The organism is Streptococcus oralis subsp. oralis (assembly GCF_002096435.1).
Classification (GTDB): domain Bacteria; phylum Bacillota; class Bacilli; order Lactobacillales; family Streptococcaceae; genus Streptococcus; species Streptococcus oralis_AA.
In genome coordinates this window covers 59,213-77,494 of record NZ_NCUI01000024.1, presented here as the reverse complement: position 1 = coordinate 77,494, position 18,282 = coordinate 59,213, and the positions used below count along the sequence as shown (strand labels likewise).

Here is an 18,282-nt window from a genome sequence, read left to right as displayed (position 1 = left end):
CTTTTATACAGATAAAATACTATTTCAATAATTCTGAAACAGGTTCAAAGACAATTTTTTCAATGTCTGAAAGGTAAATGGACAATTGTTGCTGTTTGGCAAAGAAATCTGACAACAGAGCGTTCTCTTGGATTTGCTTACTGAAGGACTGCATCTTTTCTTGGAAAGAGACGTCTGGCATTTGTCCCGTTTGCGCCATGACTTGGATTTCTTTCTGGAAAGCGAGGTAGTCTGCAAAAATCTTGCTAGCTTGTTCATCAGCTTGGATGGCATCTTTGGCTGCCTTAACTACCTTGTATTCTGGTAATTCGCGTAACCCGCGACTGAGTTCATTTGCACTATCGTAAATATTTGACATGATTTTCTCCTTATTTGATGACGACTGTATAGTCTGTATTTTCTGTAATTAAGCGCTCAGCTCGTTCCAAATCTTGAGCATTTTTAAAGGAAATTTGTAGAATCCCGTGAACATCCTCACGGTTTTCCTCGTTGATGTGGATGTTAACCAAGGAAGTTCCACGTAGCAATTCCAAAATCCGCAAGATGACATCTTCTTCATCGGGAACATCGACATAGAGGTCGTAAGAGCTATCCACACCACCACGCTTATGGATTTCCATAGCCTGCCGTTGCGCACGCGCTTGGTTGAAAAAGTTCCAGATTTGCTCTTCATCTCCCTTGCTGATGGCTTGTCCAACCTCATCTAGGCGCTCCTTGAAATCCGCAATTCTATCCAGAATAGTTTCACGATTGGACAATAGAATAGAAGTCCACATACCTGGCTCGCTTTCCGCAATGCGAGTCATATCTCGAAAACCACCCGCTGCAAAGCGCCTTGCCATCTCATGTTCTTGAGCATAAACTGCTGTCTGCTCCATGAGGCTGGAAGCCAGAATATGAGGAAAATGACTAATCTGAGAAGTCACCCGATCATGCTCCTTGGCATCAATCTCGATAAAACGAGCATGAAGACCTGAAAGCAGATCTTTCATTTCCTCAAGTGTGTCAGGACTTGTCAGGCTTGAAGGTGTGAAGATATAGTAGGCATTTTCAAAGAGATTGACATCCGCAGAAGCAGCCCCTGTCTTGTGGCTACCAGCCATGGGATGAGCACCGACAAAGCGGACAGGCTTGCCAGCCAAATACAGCTCCGCCACATCTACAATGGCTGACTTGGTTGAGCCTGCATCAGAGATAATGACGCCTTCTTTCAAGTCTAAATCTGCCAACTCCTTAATAAAAGCAATGGTCTGTTTGATTGGTAAGGTCAAGATGATGACGTCTGCTAGGGGAGCGAAACTGGCAAAATCATCCGTCGCACGGTCAATCATCCCCCGCTCCAAGGCAATGTCTCTCGAAGCTTGACTGCGATTATAACCCAAAATTTCATAATCCGGATGATCACGCTTGATACCGAGCGCCATCGAAGCACCAATCAAACCGAGACCTGCGATATAGATGGTTTTTGCCATAAGGACTCCTTAATAGTTCTTTGTATAGTCTCGGTGCTTGGCAACTGCCTCTTTTAATTCTTCAAGATTATCTGATGAGAATTTTTCAAGGATTTCTTGTGCCAGAACCGTTGCTACAACAGCTTCCATGACCACACCTGCTGCTGGAAGAGCGGTCGGATCACTTCTCTCCACGGTTGCCTTGTATGGTTCGTGGGTTTCGATATCCACACTCATAAGTGGTTTGTAAAGAGTAGGAATGGGTTTCATAACACCACGAACAACAATGGGTTGCCCATTGGTCATACCACCTTCGAAACCACCCAGATTATTGGTACGACGAGTATAACCGTCTTCTTTAGACCAGAGAATTTCATCCATAACCTGACTGCCTTTACGGTAACCAGCTTCAAAGCCGAGACCAAATTCCACCCCTTTAAAGGCATTGATAGAGACAACTGCCTGAGCCAATCGCGCATCCAATTTTCTGTCCCATTGGGCATAGGAACCAAGACCAACTGGAACACCTCCGACGACTGTCTCCACAACCCCACCGATGGTATCACCGTCACGTTTGATTTGGTCAATATAGTCCTTGATTTCTTGTTCTCGTTCTTGATTGACAATAGAAACTTCAGACTGAGCAGCTCGTTCCTTAATCTCCGAAACTGTCAGATTTTCAGGTACATTGATTTCCTTGCCACCAAAGACCACGACATGGTTGGCAATCTCCATATCTAGCTCAGCTAAGAGACGTTTAGCTACTGCCCCAACTGCAACTCGCATGGTGGTTTCACGGGCAGATGATCGCTCCAAGGAATTTCGCAAGTCATCAAAACGGTACTTGATGCCCCCAACCAAATCGGCATGTCCTGGGCGAGGATGAGTGATTTTCCGCTTGCTTTTAAGGCGGTCTTCGATGTCTTCTGCAGACATGATGTCCAGCCATTTTTGGTGGTCATTGTTGATGACATCCATGGTAATGGGAGCCCCTGTCGTCTTCCCGTGACGAACGCCCGAAGTAAAGACAACCTGGTCACTCTCAATCTTCATACGACCACCACGACCGTAGCCACCCTGACGGCGTTTCAGATCCTCATTGATGTCCTCTACTGTCAAAGGAAGTCCCGCTGGAATTCCTTCAATAATAGCCGTCAGTCGGGGGCCGTGTGATTCTCCTGCAGTTAAATATCTCATACGTTCTCCTTATTTTACCAAGTAATCTTTCATCTCTTCCAGAGAAACTGGGTGAATGGTCGCTGAACCAAGCTCTGGTACCAAGACCAGTTTCAAGGTGTTGCCACGCGCTTTCTTGTCATGAGTCAAAGCCTGATAAAGCTTGTCAACATCCCAGTTTTCATAGTCAACAGGTAGTCCAAATTTCTGGCACATCTCTCTAATGGACTGGGTTAGGCCAGCTGGCATGAGGCCTTTTTCCTCAGCAACCTTGGAAATCTGCACCATCCCCATGGCCACGGCCTCACCATGCATGACTTTGCCATAACCGGCCGTTGCTTCAATAGCATGACCAATAGTGTGCCCAAAATTGAGGTAAAGACGAACACCGTTATCCAACTCATCCTCAACCACCATCTTGCGCTTCACCTGACAAGAATGTTCAATCAAAGTCTCCGCATGTTCCAGTATACTCTCAACAGAACCATCCAGGTTCGTTAAGAGAGCCCACAGTTCTGGATCCTCAATCAAGCCGTACTTGATAACCTCACCCATCCCTTCAATCAGCTCTCTTTTCCCAAGAGTTTTAAGGACAAGCGGGTCAATCAGAACCCCATCTGGTTGGGTAAAGGTACCCACCATATTTTTAGCAAATGGAGTATTGACACCTGTCTTACCACCGATAGAAGAATCAACCTGGGCTGTCAAACTAGTCGGAATCTGAACAAAGTGAATGCCCCGCATATAGGTAGAGGCCACAAAGCCAGCTAGGTCCCCAACGACACCACCACCAAGAGCCACGATCCCATCGCTACGAGTCAACCCCTGCTTAACTAGAAATTCATAGACTTTCTGAACAGTGGTTAAATTTTTTCGTTCTTCGCCTTCTAAAAAGTCAAAAACAGCTACCTGAAAACCAGCATCTTCTAGGCTGAGTTTAACCTTCTCTGCATAGAGAGAAGCTACATGGTTATCTGTCACAATGACTACCTTTTGTGGTTGCCAGAGTTCTCGCAACCATTGACCAGCCTGAGCCAGACAACCTTTTTCAATCTGAATATCATAAGGATGATGCGGAATATCGATTCTGATTTTCATAGGAGGGTCTCCTTTTCACTATTTATATTTTTCTTTTAAGGACTGCCAAATCTCGTCTGTCGGCATTTCTTTACCTGTCCACAGTTGAAAAGCTTCAGCAGCTTGATAGAGCAACATCCCCAGGCCGTTGACAGCTGGATTGCCCTGGCTTCTAGCCCATTTCAAAAGTGGCGTCTCAAAGGGTTGGTAAATGATATCTGCTACCAAGAGAGTTTCTGATAAGACTATGCTTTCAGGAACTGGGGATGATTTGCCATCCATCCCTACACTGGTCGCATTGACTAGTAAGTCCGACTTGGCAATCCTTGATTGCAGTTCAGAAAGATCTTCTAAAGCATACAAGTCCACTTTAAATCCTGTCTGCACCTGCAACTTGTCTAGATAAGGTCTTGTTTTTTCCATAGAAGCTGAACGTACAAAGACCGAAATCTGACTGACCCCATCCAAAATAGCTTGTGCCAAGATTGATTTGGCCGCACCACCTGCACCCAGAAGGGTCATTTTCTTATCTGAGATTGTAAAAGAAGGCAAGCTCTTAAAAAATCCCTTGCCATCTGTATTATATCCAATTAACGTTCCGTCTTGATTAACAACTGTGTTGACTGCCCCAATCAAACGAGCCTCATCACTCAACTCATCCAGATAAGGAATCACTTGCTCCTTGTAAGGCATAGACAGGTTGATGCCAAACATCTGGTAACGGCGAATATTGGCGACTGTTTCTGCCAAATCACCCGCTTCAATCTCCCAAGCTACATAGGCACCATTAATAGCTGTCGCCTCAAAGGCCCTATTGTGAATAAAGGGTGAAATAGAGTGTTTAATGGGATTGGCAACAACTGCAGCTAAACGCGTATAGCCATCAAGCTTCATCCAAAATCTCCCTGATTTTCTTCATGTTTGATAGCGAAATCTGACCTGGGGCACTCGCTTCATCCAGACTAGCAAATGACCAACTTGAACCCGTCACATCTGAAGTAATGCGTGATACCTTGCCCATTTTCCCCATGGAAATGGTCACGTACTCTTGCTCAGGGTTGAGTGTTTTAAATCCTCGAGTGTAATTCATCAGGTCTAAAACATCCTGCTCCGTATGGGCCATAACTGATACCTTGACCACTTTCGGAGAGAGACTGGTCAACTCAGACAAAATCTCCATCATGTTTTCAGGTGTTTCCTGGAAATTATGATAGCTCAAAACAAGATTTGGAAAATCCAACATTTCCTCAAAAACGTCCTTGTAGCTGAAATACTCAAAATCTACATAATCCGGCTGATAAAGCTGAGTAACTTCCTTGATGATTTGAACATACTCTTCTGAGGAAAGTTCGATTTCACCTCCCTCAGCGCGGGTCCGAAGGGTAAAGACAAGTTCGCGTCCTGCAAATTTCTCAAAGATAGCGGGTGCTACCTGTAAAATAGCGTCCTTTGTAAGAAAGTCCGCACGCCACTCAATGATATCGGCATCTTCATACCTAGTGGCATCCAGTTCTTGCGCTTCTTCTAAACTTCTTGGCATTACTGAAACGATTAATTTCATCTACTAACCTTCATACTAATCACCTTGAGGTAATTACTGCTTTCATCTTTTTTATTATAGGCAAAGTCTGCTGGAAGACCATATTGGTTCAAGATCTGATACTTTCTTCCTGCAAAACCTTTATCAATTTGTTCTGTAAATTTCTGGCGGGAAACATTGGCAGCATTAGTACTGGCAATGATAATGCCCCCCGGATTTAAAATCTCTAGACTCTGGGAAATCAACTTGTGATAGTCCTTAGCTACAGAGAATGTTTGTTTTTTATTGCGGGCAAAGCTCGGCGGATCAAGCACAATCACATCATAGGTCAAGCCTTTTCGCTTGGCATACTTGAAGTACTCAAAAACATCCATGACGATAAAACGGTGATTGTCCGTGCTGAGTCCATTTGCCTGAAAATGAGCTTCTGACAGCTCTCTAGACCGTTTGGCCAAGTCGACAGAAGTCGTCTCACTCGCACCTCCCATAGCTGCAGCAACTGAAAAGGCCGCCGTATAGGAAAACATATTAAGTAAGGATTTGCCCATGGCTAGACCGTCAACCAGACTTCCACGAACCTCATGCTGGTCCAGGAAAATCCCTGTCATCAAGCCATCATTCATAAAGACTTGATAGAGAACGCCATTCTCAAGAACAGTAAAATCATCCGGCGCTTCCTCACCATAAACATAGGCAGACTCGTAGTCTAGACCTTTAAAACGAATCTTCTCATAAGCCCCCAAGACCTCAGGAAAAACTTCCTTAAAAGCCTTTACGATTAGCTCACGAATTTGGTAAACAAAGGAGTTGTACCAAGAAAAAACAGCATAATCTCCATAGAGATCAACAGTCAGACCACCAAAACCATCCCCCTCTTGGTTAAAAAGGCGAAAGGCAGTAGTCAAGTCATCTTGATAATAAGGCTTTCTATCTTCCTTAGCCTTACGAAACAGGATTTCAAAGAAGGATTGGTTGAAACCAACCTTTTCCTTGCTGACCAACCAGCCAATGCCCTTGTTCTGCTGAGAAAGATAGGCACTCCCTAAAAATTTCCCGTCTTGACTAAGAACTTCTACTGCCTGATCCGTCAGATCAATATCTGTTAAATCACTTGCTTCCAAAAGAACTAGACCCTTAGCTAGCTTTTTTTCAACACGTCTGCTGACCCTAATTCTATTCATAGCTACTATTATAGCAAATTTTGTGACAATTCTCAAAAAAGAAACCGTTTAACCAGTTGTACTTTAGTTTACTGAGTGTCATTTTTGTTAAAATAAGTTTATTCCATTTACTTTTTCACCAAAACATCCTCTCCCTTGTGATGGAAAGAGAGATTCTATTCGCTAAAAATAGACAATTTCAGAAATGAGTATAGAATCTTGCGCAAACGTTTGCCTAGTTCTAAACTTTATGGTAGAATAAAACACAACATTGATAAGCAAGAGGAAAAACAATGCAAAATCAGACACTTATGCAATACTTTGAATGGTATCTGCCACACGACGGCCAACACTGGGCTCGACTGACAAATGACTCAGAGCACCTAGTAAACCTTGGCATCAGCCATGTCTGGATGCCACCTGCCTTCAAGGCAACCAACGAAAAAGATGTCGGCTATGGGGTCTATGACTTATTCGACTTAGGCGAGTTTCACCAAAAAGGTACTGTCCGCACCAAGTATGGGTTTAAAGAAGACTATCTTCAAGCCATTCAAGCCCTAAAGGCGCAGGGAATTCAACCTATGGCCGATGTGGTGCTCAATCACAAGGCTGCTGCCGATCATATGGAAGCCTTTCAGGTTATTGAAGTAGACCCTGAGGATCGTACCGTTCAACTAAGCGAGCCCTTTACTATCAATGGCTGGACTCACTTTACTTTCGATGGTCGCCAAGATACCTACAATGACTTCCACTGGCACTGGTACCACTTCACAGGTACAGACTACGATGCCAAGCGCCGTAAGTCTGGCATTTACCTGATCCAGGGGGACAATAAAGGTTGGGCAAATGAGGAATTGGTCGATAACGAAAACGGTAACTACGACTACCTCATGTATGCCGACCTAGATTTTAAACATCCTGAAGTCATCCAAAATATCTATGACTGGGCTGACTGGTTCATGGAAACGACTGGTGTAGCTGGTTTCCGCTTGGATGCCGTTAAACACATTGACTCTTTCTTCATGCGCAATTTTATCCGTGATATGAAGGAAAAATACGGTGAGGTTTTCTATGTTTTTGGTGAATTTTGGAATCCTGACAAGGAAGCCAATCTGGAATATCTTGAAAAAACGGAAGAACGTTTTGACCTTGTCGATGTTCGCCTCCACCAGAACCTCTTTGAAGCCAGTCAGGCTGGAGCAAGTTACGACCTTCGTAACATTTTCACAGATAGCTTGGTTGAACTAAAACCCGATAAGGCTGTAACCTTTGTCGACAACCATGATACTCAACGAGGACAAGCCCTCGAATCGACTGTTGAAGAATGGTTCAAGCCAGCAGCCTATGCCCTTATTCTATTACGCCAAGATGGTCTTCCATGTGTCTTTTACGGCGACTACTATGGGATTTCAGGGCAGTATGCTCAACAAGATTTCAGAGAAGTTCTTGATCGTCTCCTAGCCATCCGAAAAGACAAGGCCTATGGAAAGCAAACAGACTACTTTGACGATGCCAACTGTATCGGATGGGTTCGTTCAGGTGCTGAACATCAATCTCCAATCGCTGTCCTTATCTCAAATGACCAAGAAAACAGCAAGTCTATGTTTGTTGGTCAAGAATGGGCTGACCAAACCTTTGTTGATCTCCTTGAAAATCATCCAGCACAAGTTACAATCAATGCTGATGGTTATGGAGAATTTCCAGTAGAAGCAGGTTCAGTCAGTGTCTGGGCGGTTAAATAAACCTATCAGGTACAAGCCAGATCCAACCGGATTTGGCTTTTTTGTATGCACAAAAAGACCTACCCAAATGGATAGATCTTTATACTCAATGAAAATCAAAGAGCAAACTAGGAAGCTAGCCGCAGGCTGTACTTGAGTACGGCAAGGTGAAGCTGACGCTGTTTGAAGAGATTTTCGAAGAGTATTACTTGATTACAATTTACCTGCTACTGCATCCAACAATTCTTGGATTTTCGCTTGGTTGCTTCCTCCTGCCATGGCCATGTCTGGTTTTCCACCACCACGTCCATCGACGATTGGAGCCAATTCTTTAACCAAGTTACCTGCGTGTACTTCTTTTATCTTGCTGGCTACAAGGACATTCACCTTATCATCGATTGCTGCTACAAGAACAAGCACATCAGAATAATCTTTTTGCTTCCAGTTATCCGCAAAGGTACGAAGGGCACCTGCATCTGAAACAGAAACTTGACTAGCAATGTAACGGTGTCCGTTCGCTTCTTGAACATTCTTGAAAACATCGCCTGCCGCTGCTGCTGCAGCTTTTTCTTTCAACTCTGCATTTTCTTTTTGCAATTGACGGAGTTGCTCTTGAAGACCTTCAACCTTGTGAGGAACTTCCTTGAGTTGAGGTGCTTTCAAGGTTGCTGCGACTGCTTTCAAAGCGTCTTCTTGTTCACGATAAGCTTCAAAGGCTTCTTTACCAGTCACTGCCAAGATACGACGAGTTCCTGATCCAATCCCTTCTTCTTTGACAATCTTGAAGAGACCAATCTCAGAAGTATTGCCAACGTGGGTACCACCACAAAGTTCCACTGAGTAGTCACCAATCGTAACAACACGAACTTCCTTACCGTATTTCTCACCAAAGAGAGACATAGCTCCCATTTCTTTAGCAGTGTCAATATCTGTCTCAACAGTTTCTACAGCAATTGCTTCCCATATTTTCTCATTGACTTGTTGTTCAATGGCGCGCAATTCTTCAGGAGTTACGGCTTGGAAGTGTGTGAAGTCAAAGCGAAGGAATTCGACTTCGTTCAGAGATCCTGCTTGTGTCGCATGGTGGCCAAGGATATTGTGAAGGGCCGCATGGAGCAAGTGAGTTGCTGTGTGATTCTTCATGACACGGTGACGACGATTTTTATCAATACTGAGTTTATAGTTTTTGTCCAAAGAAAGAGGTGCAAGAACTTCAACCGTATGCAATGGCTGTCCGTTTGGTGCTTTTTGAACATCTGTCACAGTAGCCACGACCTTACCTGACTCGTCCAATATTTGACCGTGGTCAGCTACTTGTCCACCCATTTCAGCGTAGAATGGAGTCTCTGCAAAGATCAGAGAGGCAGTTCCTTCAGAAACAGTTTCTACTTCAGCTTCAGCATTGTCAACTACGATAGCCACCAACTTAGAAGGCAATTGGCTGGCATTGTAGTTGAAGACACTTTCCACTGTAATGTTTTGAAGGGTTTCATTTTGCATTCCCATTGAGCCACCTTTGACAGCTGACGCACGCGCACGTTCTTGCTGCTCTTTCATGGCTGCTTCAAATCCTTCGCGGTCGACAGTCATACCTGCTTCTTCAGCGATTTCTTCTGTCAACTCCACTGGAAATCCGTAAGTGTCGTAGAGTTTGAAGACATCTTGCCCCGCGATAACGTTTTGACCTTTCGCTTTCAAATCAGCTACAATGGTTTCTGCAAAGTGCTGACCCGAGTGAAGTGTACGGGCAAATGACTCTTCCTCGCTCTTCACGATTTTCTCGATAAAGTCACGTTTTTCAAGCACTTCTGGGTAGTAGCTTTCCATAATTTTTCCAACAGTTGGAACGAGTTTGTAAAGGAAAGGCTCGTTGATACCCAATTTTTGACCGTGCATAGAAGCACGACGGAGCAAACGACGAAGGACATAACCACGACCTTCATTTCCTGGAAGAGCACCATCACCGATGGCAAATGAAAGAGAACGAATATGGTCTGCGATGACCTTAAAGCTCATGTTGTCGCCATCTTGGTCATAGACCTTACCAGACAATTTCTCCACTTCACGAATGATTGGCATGAAGAGGTCCGTTTCAAAGTTGGTCTTAGCACCTTGGATAACAGCTACCAAACGCTCCAAACCTGCACCCGTATCGATGTTCTTGTGTGGCAATTCCTTGTACTCGCTACGAGGGACTGCTGGGTCTGCGTTAAATTGTGACAATACGATATTCCAGATCTCGATATAACGGTCGTTTTCAATATCTTCTGCAAGAAGGCGAATACCGATGTTTTCTGGGTCAAAGGCTTCCCCACGGTCAAAGAAGATTTCTGTATCTGGTCCAGAAGGCCCAGCACCGATTTCCCAGAAGTTATCTTCGATTGGGATTAAGTGACTTGGGTCCACGCCCACTTCAATCCAGCGGTTATAAGAATCCTTATCGTCTGGATAGTAGGTCATGTACAGTTTTTCAGCAGGAAAATCAAACCATTCTGGGCTGGTCAAAAGCTCATAAGCCCAAGTGATGGCTTCGTCACGGAAGTAATCCCCGATAGAGAAGTTCCCCAACATTTCAAACATAGTATGGTGGCGAGCCGTTTTTCCGACATTTTCGATGTCATTGGTACGGATAGCTTTTTGCGCATTGGTAATACGTGGGTTTTCAGGGATAATGGTTCCGTCAAAGTATTTCTTAAGGGTTGCTACCCCAGAGTTGATCCACAAAAGAGTTGGGTCATTTACAGGAACCAAGCTGACTGATGGTTCTACAGAGTGGCCTTTGCTTGCCCAGAAATCTAGCCACATTTGGCGTACTTGAGCACTAGATAGTTGTTTCATAATATCTCCTTATTACTTGTTTAATTTGATTGGCTTTCCAGCATTTCCACATAGTCAATCGCGACACAGAGGGAAATGACTAGGTCTGCATAAGAGTCTTCATAGACGGTTACAGTGTAGGTTGAGGTCAAATGGAAAATTTCTTTCCGAATCTCAGCAATAAGCTGATCACGATCATCTAGTAATTTGAAATTCAAATCCCAGATATTGCCTTCAATACGAAGACCGAGGTTGTCAAATTCATACTTATCTCTGAAGAAAGTAAACTTCTTACGAATGGCGAAATTGGAACCGTTTCGTAGCTGAATGTTAAAGCGAGGAAGTAAGGTGAAAAATTCTTTACTGATTTCACTGATCTGCTCACCATAGGCGTCATAGATGGTAAAGGTCTTAGGAATTTGGAAGAAAGAGCCCTCCACCTGATAGTTCACTACTCCTCTGTCATCCTTGATATCAAAACGTTCGCCTCCAAGACGAAATTTTTGTTTCACGAGAAATGTCTTCATAAACACCTCCAAAAATCAAAAGACAAGTTCACATCACGAAGGGCGAAAAACCGCGGTACCACCTTCATTCAATGAACTTGTCATTCTCTTAATCTTATGCAATTGTCTGATTGAGTAGCATGACTTCCTAGCTTAGATGGCTCGCAGCACCGCCATTTCTCTGGACTAAGATGACTGAAAATCAATTCTCAACTTTCTTATTATATCGTTTTTTGGGTTCTGCGTCAACTAGGAAAGCTGACAAGAAAGCATATCTCCTACTTCCGGTACATTTTAAACTGTAGGAAGAGGTCACTGTATTTTCCTGTCCATTTATGGTCAAACTTTTCATAAACTTCTAGGTGTTTCATGGTATCAGCGTCTGGATAGAAGGATTTGTCCTCACGAGTCTCCTCTGGGAGCATTTCCTTGGCTGGCAGGTTTGGTGTTGAGTAGCCCACATACTCAGCATTTTTCAGAGCATTTTCGGGTTTCAACATAAAGTTGATAAAGGCATAGGCGGCATCTTGGTTTTTCACGGTTTTTGGAATGACCATGTTATCAAACCAGAGATTGCTAGCCTCAGTCGGAACGACATACTTGAGGTTAGGATTTTTCTCCAACATCTGGCTGGCTTCCCCAGAGAAAGTCACACCGATAGCAGCATTGTTCTGAATCATGTAGCCCTTCATCTCGTCTGCCACAATGGCCTTGATATTTGGAGTCAATTTGTAGAGCTTATCCACTGTCTCTTCCAACTGCTGAGGATCCTTGGAGTTGAGACTGTAACCGAGTGAGTTAAGCCCGAGTCCCAGCACCTCACGCGCCCCATCAAAGAGCATGATGGAATCCTTGTATTCTGGTTTCCAGAGGTCATCCCAATGCTCAGGCGCCTCATCTACCATGGTTTCATTGTAAACAATTCCCAAGGTTCCCCAGAAGTACGGGATGGAGAATTTATTGCCCGGGTCAAAAGACTGGTTGAGGAACTCTGGTCCGATATTTTCGATTCCTTCAATTTTTGAATAATCGAGTGGTACCAAGAGGTCTTCGTCCTTCATCTTGTTGATCATGTATTCACTCGGGATAGCAATGTCGTAGGTCGTTCCACCCTGCTTGATCTTGGTATACATGGCTTCATTGGAGTCAAAGGTCTCGTACTGTACTTGGATTCCTGTTTCTTCTGTGAATTTCTCCAAGAGTTCTGGATCGATATAGTCCCCCCAGTTGTAGATAACCAATTTCTGACTATCTCGGCTATTGATTTTACTGTCTAGATGAGTCGCAATTCCCCACAAGACAAGGATAATTGCTGCAATTCCTGCTAAAAATGAATAGAGTTTTTTCATGCTTGCTCCTCCTTCTCACGTGAGATAAAGTAATAGCCAACAACTAGGATAATACTAAAGAGAAAGACAAGGGCAGACAGGGCATTGATTTCTAGCGAAATTCCCTTACGAGCACGAGAATAAATCTCGACTGATAGGGTAGAAAAGCCATTTCCCGTCACAAAGAAGGTTACGGCAAAGTCGTCTAACGAATAGGTGAAGGCCATGAAATAACCTGCAATGATAGACGGAGTCAGGTAAGGAAGCATGATTTCCTTAAACATCTGAAATTGACTAGCTCCAAGGTCATAAGCCGCATGAATCATGTCATCATTCATCTCCTTGAGACGAGGCAAGACCATCAAGACCACGATAGGGATGGAAAAGGCCACGTGACTAGATAAAACCGTCAAAAAGCCAAGTGAAAACTTAAGCTGGGTAAAGAGAATCAAGAAGCTAGCACCAATCATAACGTCAGGCGCAACCATGAGGATATTATTGAGTGATAGAAAGGCTTCTTGGTATTTCTTACGAGACTGGTAGATATAGATAGCACCAAAAGTCCCGATAATGGTCGCAATCAAGGCAGATAGAAAGGCCAAGAAAAAGGTTTGGGTGAGGATCAACATGAGACGACCATCACCAAACATGGTTTTAAAATGGCTCAAGCTAAAGCCTGTAAAGCTGTTCATATCATCCCCTGCATTAAAGGCATAGCCAATCAAGTAAAAAATCGGCAAATAAAGGATGATAAAGACAAAGGCTAGGTAGAGATTGGCAAATTTTTTCATCGTTCTCTCCTTTCCTTGGTCACCCACATGGTGATGAACATGGTCAGGATGAGGATCACGCCGATGGTAGAACCCATACCGTAGTTGTCATTGGTTAGAAAGTTCTGCTCAATAGCCGTTCCCAGCGTGATAACGCGGTTCCCACCGATTAAACGTGTCAGCATGAAGAGACTCAAACTTGGGATAAAGACAGACTGAACCCCACTTCTCACCCCGTTCATAGACAGAGGGAAGATAACATGGCGGAAGGTCTCCCACTTGGTCGCACCGAGGTCATAGCTGGCATTGATGAGATTGTTATCCATGTCATCCAAGACATTGAAAATCGGCAAAATCATAAAGGGAAGCTCGATGTAGCTTGCGACAAAGATAAAGGAGAAATCGGTAAAGAGCAACTGTTGCGAACCGATTCCGATGAATTCCAAAAATTGATTAATAGAGCCATTTTGACCAAAAATCCCGATAAAGGCATAGGCCTTGAGGAGCAAATTGATCCAGGTTGGCAGAATGATCAGCATGAGCCAGAGTTGACGGTGCTTGAGACGGGTCAAAAAGAGGGCTGTTGGATAGCTGATGAGCAGTGTTACCAAGGTGACAATCCCTGCATAAAGCACAGAGTTGAAGCTCATTTTGAGATAGGTCAAGTTTTGTGACGCAAAGTAGGATTTGTAGTTTTCTAAACTAAACTGCCCTTCGATGTTGAAAAAGGATTGACCGAAAATCAAGACCAAGGGTGCGAGAACAAAGAGGGCGATCCAAAGCATGTAGGGCACTACAAAGAGTTTAGAGGTTGTTTTCTTCATCTCTTTCCTCCTCGATCGCGTTAATCAGACCTGCTTCTTGCTCTTCGATTTCTACGTACTCCTCGATACGAGCATCGAACTCTTCTTCGGTTTCGTTGAGACGCATGATGTGGATATCTTCTGGTTCAAAGTCCAGACCGATTTCCTCACCCACAATGGCCTTACGAGTCGAGTGGATCATCCATTCATTTCCAAGTTCGTCATAGGCAATAATCTCGTAGTGAACCCCACGGAAAAGCTGGGTATCAACCTTGACTTGGAGCTTGCCTTCTTCAGGAAGAGTGATGCGCAAGTCCTCTGGACGAATGACAACCTCAACAGGCTCATTTGGCTTCATCCCCCCGTCGACCGCTTCAAAGCGTTTGCCATTAAACTCGACCAAGTAGTCCTCAATCATGGTTCCTGGCAAGATGTTGGACTCACCGATAAATGTGGCAACAAAGTGGTTGATCGGCTCATCATAGATGTCGACAGGCGTTCCTGACTGAACAATCTCGCCATCATTCATAACGAAAATCCAGTCACTCATGGCAAGAGCTTCTTCCTGATCGTGAGTGACAAAGACAAAGGTAATTCCCAATCGTTGTTGCAGTTCACGCAGTTCGTACTGCATGTCTGTTCGCAATTTCAAGTCCAGCGCTGACAAGGGCTCATCCAACAAAACCACACGGGGTTGGTTGATGATAGCACGGGCAATGGCCACACGCTGACGTTGTCCTCCAGAGAGTTTACGAATGGAACGCTTCTCGTAACCTTCCAACTGAACCATCTTGAGAACTTCCGCTACGCGTTGTTCGATTTCTTTCTTGTCGATTTTACGCAAGCGGAGCGGAAAGGCAACATTTTCAAACACATTCATATGTGGAAACAAGGCATAGGATTGGAAGACCGTATGGACGTCTCGCTTGTTGGTTGGGATGTCGTTGATCCGTACCCCATCCAGCAAAATATCCCCTGTCGTCGCATCCAGTAAACCTGCAATGATGTTCAGGATGGTTGACTTTCCTGAACCAGATGCGCCCAAAAGAGTGTAAAATTTCCCTTCTTCCAACTCAAAGTTAATGTCTTTGAGAACCTTGGTGTTGCTGTCTTCAAAAACTTTAGAGACGTTTTTGAATTCAATAATTGGTTTTTTCAATTGTCATAAATTCCTTCTTTTTCATAAATTAACAGATCAGGGCTCTGTCAGGCCGCTACTACCTCGTGTAGGAGATTGAACTGCCTACATACATCTTCACTCACGATAGGCTTTCACCCCCTTTACAATGGTTATAGCAGCAACTTTTCTACCCCAACCTTATTCTTTCTCACCCAAGATTCGGACTTCTCTTTCAAGAGTGACACCTGAGTGTTCTTTGACTTTTTCGATAACAGATTGGATCAAGTCTTCATAGTCTTTGGCCGTTCCGTCAGCAACATTGATCATAAAACCGGCATGCTTTTCAGATACTTCCACACCACCAATACGATAGCCCTTCAAGCCAGCCTCTGAAATCAACTGTCCTGCAAAATGCCCAACTGGACGCTTAAAGACTGAACCACAAGATGGGTATTCTAATGGTTGTTTGAGTTCACGTAGGTGCGTCAAGCGGTCCATTTCTTGCTTGATAACCTGATGATTTCCAGGTGCAAGGGCAAATTTAGCTGACAAAACAACAGCCCCTGAATCCTGAATAGCTGAATGACGGTAACCAAAAGCCAAGTCCTTGACTGACAAGGTCTCGATTTCCCCTTCCTTGGTCAAAATTTGACAAGACTGCAAGATATGAGCAATCTCTCCTCCATAGGCACCCGCATTCATAAAGACAGCTCCACCGATGCTTCCAGGAATCCCACAAGCAAACTCAAAACCAGTCAAACTATGACGGAGAGCGATTCGTGTTGTTTCGATCAAGTTGGCTCCAGCTTCTGCTTCAATGGTATAGCCATCAACTGAAACGTTATTAAGCTTATCACACAAGATAACAAAACCACGGATTCCACCTTCACGAACGATGATATTGCTGGCATTTCCTAGCACCATCCAAGGAATATTCTCTTGATTGGCAAATTGGACGACACGGGCCATCTCATAGCGATTGCGTGGCAAAACTAGGTAATCCGCTCGACCTCCTACCTTGGTATAGGTATAGGTCTTCAAAGGTTCCTTAAAACGAATATCGATTCCTTCTAGGATTTCAAGCATTTTTTCTTTTACTGACATGTCACTCTTCCTTTTTCAAAATTCATTCCATTATACCATTTTTAGAGACATTTGACGACCATAAAAAGAGCTTGTTTTATCTTTACATAAAAAAAGAGGGCACCCCTCTTTTTATGATTTTTTCCAAAATGTAGATTTGGTTAGCCAGATAAAGACTAAAAGTTCCGCAAGAAGAATAAACTCAACTAGAAGCGGATTTGCAATCCATCCCACTTGAGATAAGGCTGGAGCTAAGTCAAACAAGGCATGCAAACCATAGGCAGCAAGGAGGTAGATCCATTTCTTTTGACGGACACTTTGATAGACCCAGATGGAGAGACCAATTTGCAGAACCAGAGCAAGCACACGCTCAACTCCTAGTAAATAAACCTGCCATACAGAAAGAGACTGAACCGTTTCGAGTGTAGTCTTTGGAAGGAGATTGGCTACATCAGTATTTGAAGACTGGATGAGTGAAAAGAGAATCAACAAACTGATCAAGCTTCCCATTCCGAGATAGAGCATCTCCAAGCCCCCATGTCCCAAACCATAAGCCAAAGCATCTCGATCTTCTAGCTTTCTCTTTTTCTCCAACCATTTAAAAAAGACAAGACGAGCTGTTTCCTCAAAGAGGGCTGCCATGGCAATCCCATAAAGGACGTATAAGAAAGGCTGCTCCTGCATGAGCGGAATGGTTCCATCCTTTTGCGGATGGAGTACCAGAAGGTGAACCATCTTCTCTAACACTTGAGAAGAAACAAAAAATGCGATTGCCCCCAAGCCCATCACTGCAAGAGAGATTTTAAACCGTTTTTTGGCATACCAAGTTCCACTTACTAGAATGAGAACCAAAGCGATCATGGTGAGGATAATATGTACTGTCATTTTTTTCTCCTATTCTGACTTATCAATATCTTTCTTCATCTCGTCAACGTTAAATTTGGCAAATAAATACTGGCGATCTTGGACTGGAAAACGTTGGTCCAACTGGTCGACTGCCCCAACCTCAATCATTCCTTCTTTGATAACAAAGTCCATCACATGCCCACCAAAAGTCAAATCATCTGAGATAAAATGCAAATGGTAGCCTGCAACACTCACCCCATGGAAAATCTCTGGTGTCCAAAATCCAACAATGGTTCCCGATACATTTTCACTGCTATATTCAGGTTGGTGAGTCGCGACATCAGCAAATTTGGTATCAGGTGTGGATTTAGGAATCATCCGCACATGCATTTGTGAAAATTCGCCATGAATCTTGATGGAACGAAAAAGATTTTCCCCATCATAGTAGGACTCAATTCGTTTTTCCAATTCCTTGTCCGTCATCTCAAAGCGCTGACGAAAAATCACTTCTGCCTGATGAGGAACCACTGCTGCATAGGGAATAAGAGCATCCGCTGCCACCTCGACGATTTCAGGCGTTTGACCAGATCCCTTTGCTTGATAAGCCTTGCCATCAAGGACGATCAATTCCCCGTCAATCGAATCCAAAGTTCCCAAACCAAGGTCACCATGTTCCAGCAATTCTCCCACTGTCATGGTTCCACCATAGAGACCTGCCATTAGGGCACCTAGAGTATTGTATTGAAATAATTTTACCGGTTCCTGCACTTTTCTATCCATTCTCTTTCTTATCTTCTTTTCAATGAATCATCATACTTTCTAAGTATACCACATTTGCTCCTAGTTGTGAAAGGGAGAAATGCTTTTCCCATTGCAAAGGAGGC

At 43.9% G+C, this 18,282-nt stretch carries 17 protein-coding genes; 1 reads left to right on the top strand and 16 read right to left on the bottom strand.

Going from position 1 to position 18,282, the window contains the following annotated elements:
- Window positions 1-19 precede the first annotated feature (19 nt).
- From B7723_RS03850 to B7723_RS03820, 7 genes are read right to left on the bottom strand one after another with little or no spacing between them, the layout of a single operon-like run.
- Window positions 20-358, bottom strand: a complete 339-nt coding sequence (locus tag B7723_RS03850) for a YlbF/YmcA family competence regulator (protein ID WP_084849832.1) — start codon at window positions 356-358, stop codon at window positions 20-22.
- Between the two features lie 10 nt (window positions 359-368).
- On the bottom strand, window positions 369-1,472 hold the full coding sequence (locus B7723_RS03845; RefSeq protein WP_084849833.1) for a prephenate dehydrogenase: 1,104 nt from the start codon (window positions 1,470-1,472) through the stop codon (window positions 369-371).
- A 9-nt stretch (window positions 1,473-1,481) separates the two neighbouring features.
- Window positions 1,482-2,648 carry a chorismate synthase gene (gene aroC, locus B7723_RS03840; protein WP_084849834.1) on the bottom strand — a complete coding sequence of 389 codons (1,167 nt, stop codon included), beginning with the start codon at window positions 2,646-2,648 and terminating at the stop codon, window positions 1,482-1,484.
- Between the two features lie 9 nt (window positions 2,649-2,657).
- Window positions 2,658-3,725: a 3-dehydroquinate synthase gene (gene aroB, locus B7723_RS03835; RefSeq protein WP_084849835.1), complete on the bottom strand. Its 1,068-nt coding sequence runs from the start codon at window positions 3,723-3,725 to the stop codon at window positions 2,658-2,660.
- Window positions 3,726-3,743: 18 nt separating this feature from the next.
- The gene (locus B7723_RS03830) at window positions 3,744-4,598 is read right to left on the bottom strand and encodes a shikimate dehydrogenase (protein ID WP_084849836.1); all 855 of its coding nucleotides are present in this window, start codon (window positions 4,596-4,598) and stop codon (window positions 3,744-3,746) included.
- Window positions 4,588-5,265 carry a type I 3-dehydroquinate dehydratase gene (aroD, locus tag B7723_RS03825; protein ID WP_000767778.1) on the bottom strand — a complete coding sequence of 226 codons (678 nt, stop codon included), beginning with the start codon at window positions 5,263-5,265 and terminating at the stop codon, window positions 4,588-4,590. Before aroD ends, B7723_RS03830 begins: the two co-directional genes overlap by 11 nt.
- A complete protein-coding gene (locus B7723_RS03820) occupies window positions 5,262-6,425 on the bottom strand; it encodes a class I SAM-dependent rRNA methyltransferase (protein WP_162279214.1) in 1,164 nt (387 codons plus the stop codon). Before B7723_RS03820 ends, aroD begins: the two co-directional genes overlap by 4 nt.
- A gap of 272 nt (window positions 6,426-6,697) precedes the next feature.
- Between B7723_RS03820 and B7723_RS03815 the strand changes: the two genes are divergently transcribed.
- Window positions 6,698-8,146, top strand: coding sequence for an alpha-amylase (locus B7723_RS03815; protein ID WP_084849837.1), 1,449 nt, complete (start codon window positions 6,698-6,700; stop codon window positions 8,144-8,146).
- A gap of 192 nt (window positions 8,147-8,338) precedes the next feature.
- Here the strand turns inward: B7723_RS03815 and alaS are convergent, their stop codons facing one another.
- The 9 genes from alaS to budA all read right to left on the bottom strand — a co-directional run bounded on the left by alaS (window position 8,339) and on the right by budA (window position 18,178).
- The gene (gene alaS / locus B7723_RS03805; RefSeq protein WP_000811710.1) at window positions 8,339-10,963 is read right to left on the bottom strand and encodes an alanine--tRNA ligase; all 2,625 of its coding nucleotides are present in this window, start codon (window positions 10,961-10,963) and stop codon (window positions 8,339-8,341) included.
- Between the two features lie 20 nt (window positions 10,964-10,983).
- Window positions 10,984-11,469, bottom strand: a complete 486-nt coding sequence (locus B7723_RS03800; protein WP_000847077.1) for an LURP-one-related/scramblase family protein — start codon at window positions 11,467-11,469, stop codon at window positions 10,984-10,986.
- 257 nt (window positions 11,470-11,726) lie between these two features.
- Window positions 11,727-12,797, bottom strand: coding sequence for an ABC transporter substrate-binding protein (locus tag B7723_RS03795; protein WP_000737938.1), 1,071 nt, complete (start codon window positions 12,795-12,797; stop codon window positions 11,727-11,729).
- Entirely contained in the window at window positions 12,794-13,567 is a 774-nt protein-coding gene (locus tag B7723_RS03790) for an ABC transporter permease (protein ID WP_000712716.1), read from the bottom strand. The genes B7723_RS03795 and B7723_RS03790 overlap by 4 nt, the downstream gene beginning before the upstream one ends.
- On the bottom strand, window positions 13,564-14,370 hold the full coding sequence (locus B7723_RS03785; RefSeq protein WP_000754114.1) for an ABC transporter permease: 807 nt from the start codon (window positions 14,368-14,370) through the stop codon (window positions 13,564-13,566). The genes B7723_RS03790 and B7723_RS03785 overlap by 4 nt, the downstream gene beginning before the upstream one ends.
- Window positions 14,351-15,508: an ABC transporter ATP-binding protein gene (locus B7723_RS03780; protein ID WP_000742901.1), complete on the bottom strand. Its 1,158-nt coding sequence runs from the start codon at window positions 15,506-15,508 to the stop codon at window positions 14,351-14,353. Before B7723_RS03780 ends, B7723_RS03785 begins: the two co-directional genes overlap by 20 nt.
- A gap of 159 nt (window positions 15,509-15,667) precedes the next feature.
- Window positions 15,668-16,573: a UDP-N-acetylmuramate dehydrogenase gene (murB, locus tag B7723_RS03775; RefSeq protein ID WP_000111592.1), complete on the bottom strand. Its 906-nt coding sequence runs from the start codon at window positions 16,571-16,573 to the stop codon at window positions 15,668-15,670.
- Between the two features lie 111 nt (window positions 16,574-16,684).
- Window positions 16,685-17,437 (bottom strand): YhfC family intramembrane metalloprotease, encoded by a 753-nt coding sequence (locus B7723_RS03770; RefSeq protein WP_000215879.1) that lies wholly within the window; start codon window positions 17,435-17,437, stop codon window positions 16,685-16,687.
- 9 nt (window positions 17,438-17,446) lie between these two features.
- On the bottom strand, window positions 17,447-18,178 hold the full coding sequence (gene budA / locus B7723_RS03765) for an acetolactate decarboxylase (RefSeq protein ID WP_084849838.1): 732 nt from the start codon (window positions 18,176-18,178) through the stop codon (window positions 17,447-17,449).
- Window positions 18,179-18,282: the final 104 nt, after the last annotated feature.

What these genes read in the sequence shown, in the direction of transcription:
- B7723_RS03850 (WP_084849832.1), bottom strand. Translation starts at nt 358, where the DNA reads ATGTCAAATATTTACGATAGTGCAAATGAACTCAGTCGCGGGTTACGC.
- B7723_RS03845 (WP_084849833.1), bottom strand. Translation starts at nt 1,472, where the DNA reads ATGGCAAAAACCATCTATATCGCAGGTCTCGGTTTGATTGGTGCTTCG.
- aroC (WP_084849834.1), bottom strand. Translation starts at nt 2,648, where the DNA reads ATGAGATATTTAACTGCAGGAGAATCACACGGCCCCCGACTGACGGCT.
- aroB (WP_084849835.1), bottom strand. Translation starts at nt 3,725, where the DNA reads ATGAAAATCAGAATCGATATTCCGCATCATCCTTATGATATTCAGATT.
- B7723_RS03830 (WP_084849836.1), bottom strand. Translation starts at nt 4,598, where the DNA reads ATGAAGCTTGATGGCTATACGCGTTTAGCTGCAGTTGTTGCCAATCCC.
- aroD (WP_000767778.1), bottom strand. Translation starts at nt 5,265, where the DNA reads ATGAAATTAATCGTTTCAGTAATGCCAAGAAGTTTAGAAGAAGCGCAA.
- B7723_RS03820 (WP_162279214.1), bottom strand. Translation starts at nt 6,425, where the DNA reads ATGAATAGAATTAGGGTCAGCAGACGTGTTGAAAAAAAGCTAGCTAAG.
- B7723_RS03815 (WP_084849837.1), top strand. Translation starts at nt 6,698, where the DNA reads ATGCAAAATCAGACACTTATGCAATACTTTGAATGGTATCTGCCACAC.
- alaS (WP_000811710.1), bottom strand. Translation starts at nt 10,963, where the DNA reads ATGAAACAACTATCTAGTGCTCAAGTACGCCAAATGTGGCTAGATTTC.
- B7723_RS03800 (WP_000847077.1), bottom strand. Translation starts at nt 11,469, where the DNA reads ATGAAGACATTTCTCGTGAAACAAAAATTTCGTCTTGGAGGCGAACGT.
- B7723_RS03795 (WP_000737938.1), bottom strand. Translation starts at nt 12,797, where the DNA reads ATGAAAAAACTCTATTCATTTTTAGCAGGAATTGCAGCAATTATCCTT.
- B7723_RS03790 (WP_000712716.1), bottom strand. Translation starts at nt 13,567, where the DNA reads ATGAAAAAATTTGCCAATCTCTACCTAGCCTTTGTCTTTATCATCCTT.
- B7723_RS03785 (WP_000754114.1), bottom strand. Translation starts at nt 14,370, where the DNA reads ATGAAGAAAACAACCTCTAAACTCTTTGTAGTGCCCTACATGCTTTGG.
- murB (WP_000111592.1), bottom strand. Translation starts at nt 16,573, where the DNA reads ATGTCAGTAAAAGAAAAAATGCTTGAAATCCTAGAAGGAATCGATATT.
- B7723_RS03770 (WP_000215879.1), bottom strand. Translation starts at nt 17,437, where the DNA reads ATGACAGTACATATTATCCTCACCATGATCGCTTTGGTTCTCATTCTA.
- budA (WP_084849838.1), bottom strand. Translation starts at nt 18,178, where the DNA reads ATGGATAGAAAAGTGCAGGAACCGGTAAAATTATTTCAATACAATACT.